The organism is Allostigmatella hybrida, assembly GCF_020103775.1.
In the GTDB taxonomy this organism is placed as follows: domain Bacteria; phylum Myxococcota; class Myxococcia; order Myxococcales; family Myxococcaceae; genus Hyalangium; species Hyalangium aurantiaca.
Map to the genome: position 1 here is coordinate 208,023 of NZ_JAHXBH010000005.1, position 13,457 is coordinate 221,479.

Genomic DNA, 13,457 nt, shown 5'->3' on the forward strand with positions numbered 1-13,457 from the left:
GGGAAGTTCTAGCGTCCTTTTCCCAGGGTGACGAGCCGGTTCAACTCCGTTCCGGGTGTGGCGGTTTCATTGGCCAGTTTCTTGAGCGCGTCTGTCAACCGCGCCCGGCATTCGCCGATGCGGCCACAGTCTCCCAGCGCCTCCCGCAAGCGCGTGTAGACAAGGTCATGGTATCGCTGCGGGTGCGGCCCCTTGTGCCCCTGGATGGGCACGATGTTTTCAGGGTCCTTCAGCCGCATCCCCGCCCTGGCGAAGAGTTCCTCGAACCGCTGGGTCCACGGGCCACCCCGCAAGGTGGATTTCTTGTTCGCGATGGTCGCCATGTGGTGCTTCTCCGTGCGGCCAGCACGCGCGCCGCGCGCCGCCATCGCCACCGCGCCCGGTGCCAGAACGACGGAGAAGCCCTCGGCCGTCACAGCCACGGACTCCACCGCGCCCACTTCCGACAACAAGATCCCTTCGCGGCCCGCGGCCTGCATCGACACTTGAGCGGATCCGGGGAGCGTCTCCACTTGCTCCGCGAACCCCTTCGCCGTGTGCGTCAGGAGCGCCATGGCGATCAGGGCGAACGCTTGCGCCGCTTCACGCGAGAACAGCTTGCCGAACTTCTCGCCCGCTTCGCGGATCTCCTCGAAGGTGGCTGCGGTCTTCACCTCTTCCATCAACTGGAACCAACCCGTCACGAGGTTATAGAGCGTGCTGGCGCCTACCCAGAGCACGAGCGCCGTAGTCGCCCACGCGGCGACAAGCTTGGTGATCGGCTCGGGCAACGCGAGCAGGACAAGAAGCGTGACGACTGTTCCAATCGCGGCTTGGAGCACGGCCCGCATGCTCACCATCTCGCCTAGCGCCTTCTTGAACTCCTCCAAGACCGGACTTTTGCTCAGGGCCATGGCGAGCATGTACCGGCCTTGCATGTCCAGGTACTTGCCGCCCACGAGCGCGCCCAAGCAATCGCCCTCGAAACCATGGGCACTCCGACACCACGCCTTGTATCGGCTAACGAGGTTCTGTTCCTCCTCCGTCAACGCTCCTTCCAGGGGCATCCCGGACGACTCCAGAGGGACGATCTTTCGCTCTCTGAGGAGGAGGAGGTAATCCCCATAAAGCGCGTCGAGTTGAAACAGGCGCTCCACGGTCTGCCGGGGTGAGCCTGACAGGCGCACCTCGCGCGCCAGCTTCCGGATCGCCTCCGTCACTTGCTCTCGCGCCACCTGCACCGGCTCCACCGTGGCAGCACGGGGGATGTAGATCAGGGTTTCTCCCCCTGCTTCCGTGTTCACCCGGATTGCTGGCTGAGCCGCGCTGCACCCAACAAGCACAGCCAGCAACAGCGCTTCGGCCTTCCAGAGGATCCGCCAGAGCATGGGGCACCCCTTTTCTGTGAGAAGGGGAACAGGTTAGGGGGCCGCCACACGGCAGAGGAGGATATGCCGGGTGGTGCTCGCATGAGTGACCCACTGGCCCCGCGGGCAGGCGGATCCCTCCGTTTCCGGCCCGAGTGTGTTGCCCCGCTCGCGCAGGGTGAGAGCTCCAGGCTCCATGCTAATTGTCGTGGAGCCAGTAGAGGCGGTTGTTACTCGTGAGGGCGCGCGCCAGAAACTCGCGGAGCGACGCGGCCACGGGCGTCACGGCCGGGTATGTGCCGTGGTACGCATCCACCAGGGGATAGGGGGGCGGCGGGGCCACGTCCACCAGGATGAAATCCGAGTCCTGGCAGTCAACCAGCGTCCACCAGGACGCGGGGCCCATAGAGTCATCGTCGATGCCGCGCATGCGAACGCGGGCGCGCTGTAGCTCTCCAAGGGAGAGGAGGCTGTAGCGCGCGTTGGGCAGCGGTTCGAACAGCTCCGCGCCATTGCACCGCAAGTAGAAGGCGCGCAGCTCGGCCCCGAGTTGCCAGCCCGCGCGCGATTCGAACGCGGCAATCTCCGCCTCGGTCGCGGGAGGGTGCGGGTAGTGCTCGCGCACCACGGTGGCCAGGAGCTGTTCCAGGGTCGGCGTCATGGGCTAGTCACTGTAGGGGAGGTTGGGCCCGGGGGTGGACCACCGACTGCCGCGCGCGTAGCACAGCGGATAGGCGTTGTTGAAGAGCGTGTGGACAGGGTCAGGCACGGGCAGAATGTTGCTCGGGTCGGTGGGGTGCCCTCCGTGGCCGAGGTCGCGAATGTGGTGGCCCGGCCAGTTGCGGCCGGCCGTGCTGGGCCATGCGCCGAACTCCTCAATCCAGTGGGTCCGGAACGCGTCCCTCGCGTTGTCCCAGATGCCTCTACCCCGCCGGGGGGCGACGGTCGCGTAGTCGCAGCAGCAGTGAGTGAGCGGGTAGCGGGTGCCACCCTCCGCCGGGAGGAACATGAAGCGCCCGACCCAATCGCCCTTGATGTCCGCGAGCCAGATGCAGCCCATGAGCATGCGGCCTTCGGAGGTGCACTGGCGCTGGCATCGCCCCATCTGCTTGGCGTTGCACTGCCACGGGCCGTAGTAGATGGTCGTGGTTACCCGGCCGCCGTTGGGGCTCGGCACCGTCGGCCCGACCCACTTCGCAGTGGCTGGGGGCATGCCGACTGCGCCGACCGTGGCCGAGCCGCACGCGGCGAGGGCCGACGCGATCAGCGCGACGACGAGCGGACAATACTCGGAGGGACTGTTGCAGAAAACAGAACCGCCTCGGGGCAAAGCGCGAGGTCACCAGCAGGCTCCGCTGCGACACCAGCCCTATCTCTGTGCCCGCTGTGACCGATCCGGGCTAGACCTCCTCGAACCTCGTGCCTGTGGCGCCCATGCGCTCCAAAGCGTCCCTGATCTCCTCGGAGACGATCAACGGGCCCGTCCACCCTTCGCAGCGGAACACCTTGGCGCTTCCCACCTTCACCTTGTCAATGCGCAATTCGTACATGATGGAATACCGCCGGATCGTGTGAATCACTCCCTCCTCTGGCGTCCAACGATCGAACCGGGAAGCCTTCTCGTCGATGCAGTCGATGAGGCGTGTGGCCACTAGGATGAGGTACTGATCCGGTTGCCCCTCCACGTCCACGGGGATCAGTTGCACATCGTCAGGGGCCAACTCCGCGAACATGGACGCGACCCGGACATGAACCACCGGGATCATGATGCCCGCCTCTGTGAAGTCCAGCGGCTTGCCCTCGATCTCAACGGGGATTCTCAATCGCTCTTTGAGGAGGACGGGGACCCCAAAGGTGAACTGCCCATCATCCACTTTGAGGCCCTGATGATCTGCCGGCGTGTCGAGGTCCCAGCGGTGAGGGACATTCACATTGTCGGCTAGCTCGAAAAAGCGCTTGGACATGGACTCCACTTAGCGCGGTTGCTACCGCGTGACGAGTTGGTTCAACTCTGTTCCTGGAGTCGCGATCTGATTGGCCAGTCTTCGGAGTTGGCCGGTCAGCGCCGCACGGCACTGGACGACGCTGCGACAGGTCTTCGTGGCATCGTTCAGCGCCTTGTAGACGATCTCGTGATACCGCTCTGGATGCGGTCCGTAATGCCCCGGCAGCGGCATCTTGTTCGCCGGGTCATCCAGCGACATTCCCGCCTTGGCGAAGACGCGGCGGAAGCGCGGCGTCCACGCACCGCCGCGCGCGGTGGACTTGTCGTTGCAGATGGTGGCGATGTGGTGCGTCTCGACACAGGGGGCCTTGCCTCCACTGCCCCGCGCCGCCATCGCCACCGCGTTCGCGGGCATCGTGACGCTCACGCCCTCGGCCGTCAGCGCGATCTCCTCCACCTCTCCCAGCGCGGGCACCCAGATTCCAGCCTGCCCCTCGGCCTGCATGGCTGCCTGCGACGAGCCCGGCAGCGTCGGCACCCTCGCCGCGAATTCATGCGCCGTCCGTCCAATTGCCGCCATGAGCAGCATGGCGAACGCGCGCGCCGACTCGCGCCCGATGCTCTTTCCGAAGCGCTCGCCCGCATCGCGGATCTGCTCAAACGTGGTGGCAACCTTCACCGCATCCATCAGTTCGAGCCATCCCGTCACGAGGTTGCGGATCGTGTCGTAGCCCACGTACAGGATCATCCCGAGTCCCACCACCGCCACCAGCGCCGGAGCCACGGGATTGAGCGCCATGATCAACAGCATGTAGCCGAACGTGAAGAGGGCCGCGCTCATCAGCGCCCGGAATTCCACCATCTCGCCCAGCGCCTTCTGCATCTCGTCCAGCACCGGGCTTTTGCTCAGGGCCAGCGCCCAGACATAGCGGCCGTGCATGTCCAGGTAGCGCCCACCTACCAGCGCGCCCCCGAGACAGTCCCCATAGAAGTTGTGCACACGCTGGCACCAGACCCGGTAACGCTCCGCCGTCTCCAGGTCGACTTTCGTCAACGTGCCGTCCCAGGTCTCGCCCGGCCCCAGTGGCACCAGCTTCCTATCCCTCGGCAGGTAGAGGTAGTGACCGCTCTGGGGATCGATCTGAAACGTCCTCTCGGCTGTCTGGCGCGGCGTGCCTGTCAACCGCACCTCTCGCGCCAGTTGCCTCATGGCCTGCTGGAACTCCTCTTCTTCCAACACGACGGGGTGCAGGTCCGCCGCGCGGGGAATGTGGACGATGGCCTTGCCCTGGCCGTTGTCCTCCACGACGGGGATCCTCGGGACGCCGCTGCACGCCACGAGGAACGCAAGGATCACCGCGTTGAGCCTCCACAGCATCCGCAGAATCATGTGTCACCCCTTCATGTGAGGAGGGGAGCAGGTTAGAGGGCTGCCACCGGGAAGAGGAGAAGCCGCCGGGTGATGCCTGTTTCTCGTCCCCACACACCCTGCGCGGGATGCTCTCCCCCGATGCTGGCGCGTTGAAACTCGCCGCGTCCTCGCCCCCCTCCCCACGTAGGGCCGCGCCGCTGCTTGTCGTCTCTGCGCTCGTCGTCATCGTCCGCTCACTCTGGCTCCTCTCGGCCTCCTTCGCGACATGGGCTGGAGCGGAGGCTTACCCTGGCACGCACGCGCGCGTACCCCGCATAATGAGCGCACTTACCAATCCGGCTGACAGGCGTAAGGCCTGCCCGGCCTGCGCTTCTCGCAACGGTACCCTTCACCGCATCCTGTAGCTTCCTGAGGGGTACACGCAGGCTTGCATCGCCAGCCATCACAGGCCTTCCCCTGAGAGCAGGCGGGAAGTCCTTCACCGCACCGCTCACGGCAAGCCATCCACACCTTGCCGGGCTGCTCTGGGACTTGGTCCACATCGCACTCTTGTGTTTCAGGGCAAGGCGTCTGCTGGCAAGGGGTGCCGTATACCTCCGCGCATGCGCTCCCTCCTTCTTCGTGACGGACGCACTGCTGTCCAGTGGGGCAGCCTGTCTCCTCACATGTGGGAAGGCAGACAGGCTCAAGCGCCGTGCCGGTGCACAAGAAGCCCTTGGGACACGTGCCGGAGACGTCTGGGCGGCAGGGACGCGCGCACCAGCCTCCTGGGCCTGCACAGACGAGCCCGGCCGCGCACGCCGCGTCCTTGGTTCCCGGAAGCTCATAGCAACGCTCACCTTCCTTGCGCCTTCCCACGGGAGCGCAGAACCGGACCAGGGGCCCATCGCCTTCCGTGGCGATGCGCTGACACCTCTGGTCTTCCAGACACTCGGCATCCGTGGAGCACTGGCTGTCCGTGCAATACCAGGCGGAGATCCGCGCGTCGAACACGCAGCCCAAGGGCGGTTCACACTCCTGGCTCGTCCCACACTCCCGGCGGTAGGTCTCCCGCCGGGTGCGCTCCTCGGTATCGAGGACAGGACTGACCCTCTTGCCCTCGTGATGCATCTCAGGCTGCTTGGGTTGGAGCAGAGCGCTCAGCAGAAAAATGAGCGGCAGCGGCAGAAGAAGTCCCGCGAGGCCTCCCAGAACCCCTCGCCAGTTCATTCGCCGCATTCGTCGCGGCACTCCTGAGAGTTCTTCTTGTTCCCTCCACAGAACTTCTTCAGCTCCGCAGGCGAGCAGTATTTCCGGACGAGTTCCAAGGTGTCTTGATGAACCGCGTTGGCAACACGGCCATGCTTGCCAAACTCAGATGGGCATCCCGTCATCATCAGTACGGTGAGCAGCTTCATCCCTGAGTGGCACCACCGCATGCTTGTTCTCCCGTCGGACCGCGCCATCCTCGCGATAGGCGCCCACCCGCCTCACGCGCGAGGATACGCGGAAACGCGCGCCACTGCCGCCAGACTCCTGTCACTGCTCTGCCTCGTTCTGGGCCCCCTTGCAGCCGCCCAACCGGCCCCTGCGTCCGCGCCCGTCACCGTGCGCGACGTGGAGAACGAGGGCACTGGCTACGCGGACGTGGCCCTGCGCGATGCCGATGCCATCCGGCAGGGGCTCGTCGAGGGGCCACGCATGCTCGTAGCCACCCAGGGCATCGCCGCCGTGGGCCGTGAGCAGCGAGACCATCCACAACGCCCTCCTCGCGGGCGCGGACTCCAGCACCAGGCGGGGCTACGCGCGCCCCACCACCTTCTTCAGGAAGCCCCAGAAGCGGCCCGCGCGCTCCTTCAGGTCCGCCCCCCGGCGCTCCTCGGCCGCCCGCGCCGCGTTCACGTCCACCTTGAGCTGCTTGGCCAGCTCGTCCGGCGTGTAGCGCGTGGCCAGCGTCGCCCGCACGGAATGGCGCGTCGTGTACTCGCGCGCCTCCACGTACAGCACGCACTCCGCATCCAGCTTCAGCGTCACCGCCACCCGCACCGAGCCCTTGGGCCCCTTGGGCAGCCCTTCCAGCCGCACCGTGCCCAGGTACTCGTTGGCGGAGATGTGGTTGTCCTCGCCCTGGAAGATGGACAGCTCCAGCACCTCTTCGTTGTCCCGCGCCGTGGACACCGCGAACGAGCGCTGCGCCGGCAACGGCTGGTTGCGCTCGATGACGCGCTGGAAGGCGCCGCCCGGCATCGCCAGGCCAATCGTCATCGGCAGCACGTCGATGAGCACCACGCTGCTCACCTTGCCGATGGCCGTCGAGTACATCGCGGCCCCCAGCGCCACCGCCTCGTCCGCGTTGACGCCCGCGTGCGCCGTCTTGCCGAACAGCGCCTTGAGCTTCTCGCGCACCAGCGGCATGCGGCTCTGCCCACCCACCAGGATGATTTCGTCCACGTCGCTGGGCTTGAGGCGCGCATCCAGCAGCACGTCCCGCACCACGTCCAGCGAGCGCGCCACCAGCGCCTCGGCAATGCGCTCCAGCTCCGCGCGCGTCATGACGAACCGCAGGTCCCGCGGGCGCCCCAGCTCGTCCACCATCAACATGGGGATGTGGACCTCGTGGGTGTTGCGCTCCGACAGGGCGATCTTCGCCTTCTCGGCCGCCTCGCTCACGCGCGACAGCGCCACCCCATCGCCCTGGAAGGGCAGCCCCTCCAGCTGCTGGAAGCGCTCCAGCAGGAAGTCCACCAGCAGGTTGTCGAAGTCGATGCCGCCCAGGAAGATGTCGCCTCCGGTGGCCATCACCTCGAAGACGTTCTTCTCGATGCGCAGGATGGTGGCGTCGAACGTGCCGCCGCCCAAGTCGTAGACGAGGACCTTCTTCGTGAGCTCCCGGTTGAGCCCATACGCGAGCGCCGCGGCCGTGGGCTCGTTGAGGATGCGCTCCACCTTCAGCCCCGCCAGGGCGCCCGCCTTGCGCACCGCCTCGCGCTGCGGCTCGGAGTAGTACGCGGGCACCGTCACCACCGCGCGCTCCACGCGCTGGTTGAGCTGGCTCTCGGCGATCTCCTTGCACTCGCGCAGGATGAGCCCCTGCACCTCCTCCAGCGAGAGCACGTACGCGCCCAGCCGCACCGCCGCGCGCCCGGCCGCGTCCGGGGCAATCTCGTAGTGGAAGCGCTCGCGCACCTGCTTCACCACGGCGCTGTCGTACGGACGGCCCACGAGCCGCTTGGCGCCATAGATGGTCTGCGTGGGGCGCAGGACGAGTTGGTTCTTCGCGCGGTGGCTCACGAGCAGCTTGTTCTGCGCGGTGAGCGAGATGACGGAGGGAATGGTGAAGTAGCCCTCCTTCGAGCGCAGCACCGTGGGCCGCCCGTTGGCCATGACGGCCACGCACGAGTTGGTGGTGCCCAGGTCCACGCCGATGATGGGGCCCACGCCCGCGACCGGCGCGGGCGCAGGAAGGAAGACCGTCTGCGGCAGCAGAGCCCCGGTGGCCGGATCCGCCGGCATGGGCCGAGGCTGGGGCGAGGGCAGCGCCTGAGGGGACTCGGCCTCCGCGAAGGGCAGGTGGGCCGGGTTGGGCGCCGGTGGCGAGGGCACCGGCGGCGGCAGCGCATCCGGTGGGGACGCGTAGGGCCGCGCCACCGGCGGAGGCCGCTCGGGAAGGAGGGACCGGGGAGGCTGGGGCACCTTCCGGGGAGGCACGGAACCGCGGCCGCCCCGGGGGGCGCCGGGCTGATCACGCCCCAGCTCCAGCGAGTCTCCGTCCCCCAGATCCAGATCGAACTCCACACCCCCGCCGGGCTTGCGGAGCACGGCGTCCGAGGTGGGCGAAGGCGCGGGCGGCGCCACCGGCGCGGGCGGCGGGGGCGGTGGAGCCACGGGCGCCTGGACAACGGGCGCCGCCTGGACGACAGGCGCTTGGACAACGGGCGCGGCCTGGACGACAGGCGCTTGGACAACGGGCGCAGCCTGAACGACGGGCGCGGGTTTCACCGCGGGCGGCGGGGGCCGGGACGGCGCTGCGGGCGCGGGCGGTGGGGGCGGCGCCAGGGGACGGCCCTGGATGATGGGCGCGCTCTGCGGCGCGGGCCGCTGAACGGGGACAGGCGGGGGTGGGGGCTCGTCGAGCGCCAGGCCCACCGCCACGGGCAGCTCCGTCTCCCCGCTCAGCGACTCCATCTCGAAGTCCACATCCGGCATGGGCTCGTCGAGCACCTGGAACTTCACCGCGGAGGTGCCCGCCTTCGGCGTGACGCCAAGCAGGTCCGAGAAGGAGATGTCCACGTCCCCTTGGGGCGTCGAGGGGACCGGCGGCGCGGACCGGGCCGACATGGAGGCGATGGGCGGCGGGGAGAGGGACGGCGTTCCCACGCCCAGGTCCGCCAGGTCATCGAGCAGCGCGGACAGGTCGGCGCTCTCCTCCTCGCGCAGCTCCATCTGGGGCACGGGCGGCGGCGGGCGCTGAATCCCCTTGGGGGGCACGGGCGCCACCACGGGGGCAATGGACGGCAGCGCCATGGGGGCGGACGCGGCGGGACGGGAGGACAGCAGCCCCTTGGCCCGCATCTCCCGCTCCAGCGCCTCCTGGGTGATGGCGGGCACGGGCGGGGCCGGAGGCGGCACGGGCGGAGGCAGCGGCTTGCGCGCCGCCGCGGCCTTGTTGATGAGGAGCATCCGGTCGATCAGCGCCTGGGTGTCCGCATCCAGCTCATGGAACTGGAGCCCCATGCCCGGGGGCCCCTCGGCATTGGCCGTCTCACGCACCCAGCGCACCACGGCCGTGCCCCGCAGCACCCGCACGCCACCGGCGATCTGCACCTCGAACTTCACGGGCGTGCCCACCGGCTGCGGGGTCCGCGACCGGATGAACATGCCCCCAGGGCTCAAGTTGGTGGCGAACTCCTCGGCGAAGCTCCCCACATCCACATGCTTGAGCTTCACCAGCAGACCTATGGCCTTCCGGTCCGTCGCGCGCCGCCCCTGTTCCATGGGACGGAACTGTTACGGTCTCACGCTCTGGGCTCAAGCCCTTAGTGGGGCCTCGTTCGCTCGGCTGGCCTCACGCTCGCCAGATGTACGCCCCCATCCCACCCACCGGGGGCCCGGGCTCAGTGGCCGCCGGAGCGCTTCTCGCCGGCCTCCACGCGCACCTTGAGCTTGTTCTGCGGGGGCGGCAGCGGGCAGGTGGCGAACGGGGTGAAGGCGCACGGCGGGTTGTAGGCGCGGTTGAAGTCCAACACCACCTTCCCGTCCTTCGGCAGGTCCGTGTACAGGAAGCGGCCGGCCCCGTACGTCTCGTCGCGGTTGGTCAGGTCCCCGAAGATGAAGAAGAACTGGTTCGAGCCGGGCTCCTCCACCGGGGACAGCCGGTACTCCTGGCCGCCCACGGTGAAGACGACGGTGCCCGGGGAGACCATGTCTTCCACCTCGCCCAGCACGTTGGGCACGGCGATCTTCTTTCCGGTGGTGGAGGGCTCGAAGCGGCCCTCCAGGCGCCAGGCCGCGCTGGGGGCATAGGTGGGGATGCCGTGGAAGCCCTTGCGCGTGGGCGCCTCGGCGTCCTTCACGCGCACGCCCAGCCGGTCCCCCCGGCGGATGATGAAGAAGCGCACGGTGCCCAGGGCCACCGTGTCCGGGCTGCCCTCGGCGTCCGTGCGCAGCACGCCTCCTTGAAAAGGCTTTCCGTCCACCGTGACGGAGACGCCCGGCGGAAGGGCGAGGCTCACCGTGTCCGCCTTGCGCGTCAGCGTCCCCAGGCGCGCGGGGACCGAGGCGGGGAGCACGAGCGCGTTGTCCGGGGCCGAGCCCAGCCGCGTCTCGCCCTCCTCCAGCCAGTGCAGGCCCACCAGGCTCAGCCAGCCGTCCTCGGAGGACAGGCGGGCGATGCGCCCGGCATGCCAGGCGCGCGTCTCCGCCTCGAAGTGGGAGGGAGCAGACGCGGGCTTCTCGGACATGGTCTTGGCGGGGGCAGGAGGGGCGGCCAGCGCCGGGGCGGTGAGCCCCAGCGAGAGGAGAGCAATCAGCGAATCCCTTCGCATCATGGCCCGAACATGACAGGCAGGCTCGGGCGCCGTCCACTCACCGTGTGTCCCCGCGCCAGGGCCCGGGGCTCAGGGCGCCACGAGCCGCAGGAACGCGTCCTGGTTCCACGCGTCCGTGGCCACCCCGTGGCGCTGGCTGCCCGTCACCAGGAGCTGGCCGCTGCCCGTGGGGGCCACCGCCGTGCTCGTCACGGTGCACGCCCCCTCCGTGCAGTTCTCCGGCTGCAGCGTGCGCTCGCCCCGCGGCGCCCCGTCCGCCCCGTAGAGCGAGAGCCGGCTGCCGCAGGCGGCCACCACCGTGCCGGAGGGCTCCACCGCCACCGAGGGCGGCGCGGAGGTGTCGTCACACGCGGGCCGGTGCAGCCAGCGCGGCGCCCCCTGGGCACTCATCGCCAGGACGAAGGGGCCCGCGGAGGGCAGCTTCGCCTCGCCCCAGTTCATCGCGCCCAGCGCCTCGCCCGCCGCCACCACCGAGCCATCGCGCATCACCGCCACATCCGAGATGTGGCCGTCCACGCCGGCCAGCGCCTGGCCCCACACGAAGCCGCCCCCCGGGTTGAACAGGAGCACCACCAGGCTGCGCGCCCCCGGCGTCCCGAACGTGTGCCCGTCCACCTCCAGCACGCCGGAGAAGGTGCCGGTGAGCACCGCGCTGCCCGAGGGCGTGAGCGCCACCGGGCCCGGCGCCGAGCCCTCGCCGGCGCTCGCGAACTGGCGCGTCCAGCGCACGCCCCCGTCCGCCGCGTAGCGGGAGAGCAGCGGCACGTGGGCCTCGGCCGTCCACTCCTCGCCCGAGACGAGCGCATCACCCGTCGCGTCCGAGGCGAGCCCGTGCACCTTCTGGCCCACGCGGCGCTGCCACAGCGCCTGGCCCTTCCCGGAGAAGTGCACGAGGAAGCCGTCCTCGGCCGCGCCCAGCCCGAAGTCCACCGCGTACAGGTACGCGTTGCCGCTCAGGTAGGAGGTGCCTTCCGCCCCGGCGCCCACGCGCAGCCCGGCCACGTGGTTGCGGGGAAACTCCCGGCTCCACACCGTCTTGCCGTCCGCGGTGCTCCGGGCCAGGGTGAGCGCGCGGCGCTGCCCCTCCACCGGCTCGCGGTCCTGGTCCTCGCGAGGGGTGGACACCCAGGCCCAGAGCACCTGGCCCTCCGCGTCCACGGCCACGCTCGTGCCCATGTCGTCCTGCGGGCCGCCCTGGCGCTGCGCCCAGGGGGGCGTCGCGGCGGGGAACCCGGGCGGCACCTCCGGCGCGGCCGGGGGCCTCGAGGGCGGGAGAATGTCCACGGGTGGAACCGCTTCCCCAGGGGAAGACGGCGCAACGGGCATGGACGTCGCGGGCTTCTCCTCGGTCCCGGCGCTCAGCGGGTCTCCCTCGCCTGCCCCACACCCCACACCCCACACCACCAAGGCCACCGGCAGCAGGCCCCGAAGTCCCCGACGTCGCTCATGCCACATGTACGCTCCATTGCCCCCTCTCCCAGCATCCGGCCAGCCACAGCGGAAAAAAGGGGTTAGGGGAAAATAAGCAGTGTCTCCAGGAACGCATTCCTGCCCGGGACTCCTGCCTGGCTGCTGCCTGGAGGGTAGGCACCCGAGCTTGGCCCGGTGCCTGGGTCCCCCCCAGGAATAGGGGCCCCACCCGGCGGTTGCCCACGGACGTCCACATTGGATGCCGGGGACGGAAAACCCGTGGTCCCCAGGCCGCCACCCCGGCTAAGAGAATCCCCCTATGGAAAGCGCTTCTCCCTCCCCCGTGCCCGTCCCGGGCGCGCCCGCCAGCGACGCAGACCTGCACGCCGTTCAAGAGCTGGCGCGCGCGCGGTCGCAGATCGTCGAGCAGATTGAAAAGCGCGTCGTGGGACAGAGCGAAGTCGTGGAGCACCTGCTCATCGCCCTGTTCAGCCGCGGCCACTGTCTGTTCGTGGGCGTGCCGGGCCTGGCCAAGACGCTGCTCATCTCCACGCTGGCGGACGTGCTCAACCTGAGCTTCAACCGCATCCAGTTCACCCCGGACCTGATGCCCTCGGACATCACCGGCACGGACATCCTGGAGGAGGACAAGACGACGGGCCGGCGCTCCTTCCGCTTCGTGCAGGGCCCGCTGTTCGCCAACATCATCCTGGCCGACGAGGTGAACCGCACCCCGCCCAAGACGCAGGCGGCGCTGCTCCAGGCCATGCAGGAGTACCGGGTGACGGCCGGCGGGCGCACCTACCCGCTGGAGCTGCCCTTCCTCGTGTTCGCCACGCAGAACCCCATCGAGCAGGAGGGCACCTACCCGCTGCCCGAGGCGCAGCTCGACCGGTTCATGTTCCTGGTGGACGTGGGCTACCCCACCGCCGAGGAGGAGGTGCAGATCGTCAAGAGCACCACGGGCACCTCCCAGCCCAAGCTGGAGAAGATCCTCTCCCCGGAGAAGATTCTCGCGCTGCAGGAGCTGGTGCGCCGGGTGCCCGTGCCGGACCACGTGGTGCGCTACGCGGTGGAGCTGGTGCGCAACACGCGGCCCAAGGAGCCGGGCGTGCCCGAGTTCGTGGCGAAGAACGTCTCCTGGGGCGCGGGGCCCCGCGCCAGCCAGTACCTGGTGCTGGCCGCCAAGGCGCGCGCCATCCTCTCGGGGCGGTTCGTGGCCACGGTGGAGGATGTGCGCGCCCTGGCGCGGCCCGTGCTGCGCCACCGCGTGCTGCCCAACTTCACCGCCGAGAGCGAGGGCATCACCTCCGTGAAGCTCGTGGATCAGCTCGTCGCCTCGGTGAAGGGCTAAGGGG

Annotated in this window: 11 protein-coding genes; 1 reads left to right on the forward strand and 10 read right to left on the reverse strand. The window is 69.1% G+C overall.

Annotated features, from left to right (window positions below; translation table 11 throughout):
- Positions 1-8 precede the first annotated feature (8 nt).
- The 10 genes from KY661_RS11700 to KY661_RS11745 all read right to left on the reverse strand — a co-directional run bounded on the left by KY661_RS11700 (position 9) and on the right by KY661_RS11745 (position 12,144).
- Complete coding sequence (locus KY661_RS11700; protein WP_225410288.1) at positions 9-1,367, reverse strand: AHH domain-containing protein; 1,359 nt, start codon at positions 1,365-1,367, stop codon at positions 9-11.
- A 178-nt stretch (positions 1,368-1,545) separates the two neighbouring features.
- Entirely contained in the window at positions 1,546-2,007 is a 462-nt protein-coding gene (locus tag KY661_RS11705) for an SMI1/KNR4 family protein (RefSeq protein ID WP_075006361.1), read from the reverse strand.
- Between the two features lie 3 nt (positions 2,008-2,010).
- Positions 2,011-2,559 (reverse strand): hypothetical protein, encoded by a 549-nt coding sequence (locus KY661_RS11710; protein ID WP_225410289.1) that lies wholly within the window; start codon positions 2,557-2,559, stop codon positions 2,011-2,013.
- 187 nt (positions 2,560-2,746) lie between these two features.
- Positions 2,747-3,310, reverse strand: a complete 564-nt coding sequence (locus tag KY661_RS11715; protein WP_225410290.1) for an imm11 family protein — start codon at positions 3,308-3,310, stop codon at positions 2,747-2,749.
- 21 nt (positions 3,311-3,331) lie between these two features.
- Complete coding sequence (locus KY661_RS11720) at positions 3,332-4,681, reverse strand: AHH domain-containing protein (RefSeq protein ID WP_225410291.1); 1,350 nt, start codon at positions 4,679-4,681, stop codon at positions 3,332-3,334.
- Between the two features lie 1,187 nt (positions 4,682-5,868).
- A complete protein-coding gene (locus KY661_RS11725; RefSeq protein WP_225410292.1) occupies positions 5,869-6,060 on the reverse strand; it encodes a hypothetical protein in 192 nt (63 codons plus the stop codon).
- A 121-nt stretch (positions 6,061-6,181) separates the two neighbouring features.
- Entirely contained in the window at positions 6,182-6,397 is a 216-nt protein-coding gene (locus tag KY661_RS11730; protein WP_225410293.1) for a hypothetical protein, read from the reverse strand.
- Between the two features lie 45 nt (positions 6,398-6,442).
- Positions 6,443-9,637 carry a TIGR02266 family protein gene (locus KY661_RS11735; protein WP_225410294.1) on the reverse strand — a complete coding sequence of 1,065 codons (3,195 nt, stop codon included), beginning with the start codon at positions 9,635-9,637 and terminating at the stop codon, positions 6,443-6,445.
- 119 nt (positions 9,638-9,756) lie between these two features.
- The gene (locus tag KY661_RS11740) at positions 9,757-10,686 is read right to left on the reverse strand and encodes a DUF1684 domain-containing protein (protein WP_225410438.1); all 930 of its coding nucleotides are present in this window, start codon (positions 10,684-10,686) and stop codon (positions 9,757-9,759) included.
- 72 nt (positions 10,687-10,758) lie between these two features.
- Positions 10,759-12,144 carry a chromosomal replication initiator protein DnaA gene (locus KY661_RS11745; RefSeq protein ID WP_225410295.1) on the reverse strand — a complete coding sequence of 462 codons (1,386 nt, stop codon included), beginning with the start codon at positions 12,142-12,144 and terminating at the stop codon, positions 10,759-10,761.
- A 274-nt stretch (positions 12,145-12,418) separates the two neighbouring features.
- Here KY661_RS11745 and KY661_RS11750 point away from each other — a divergent pair, with 274 nt between their 5' ends.
- Positions 12,419-13,453 carry an AAA family ATPase gene (locus tag KY661_RS11750; RefSeq protein WP_225410296.1) on the forward strand — a complete coding sequence of 345 codons (1,035 nt, stop codon included), beginning with the start codon at positions 12,419-12,421 and terminating at the stop codon, positions 13,451-13,453.
- Positions 13,454-13,457 lie beyond the last annotated feature (4 nt).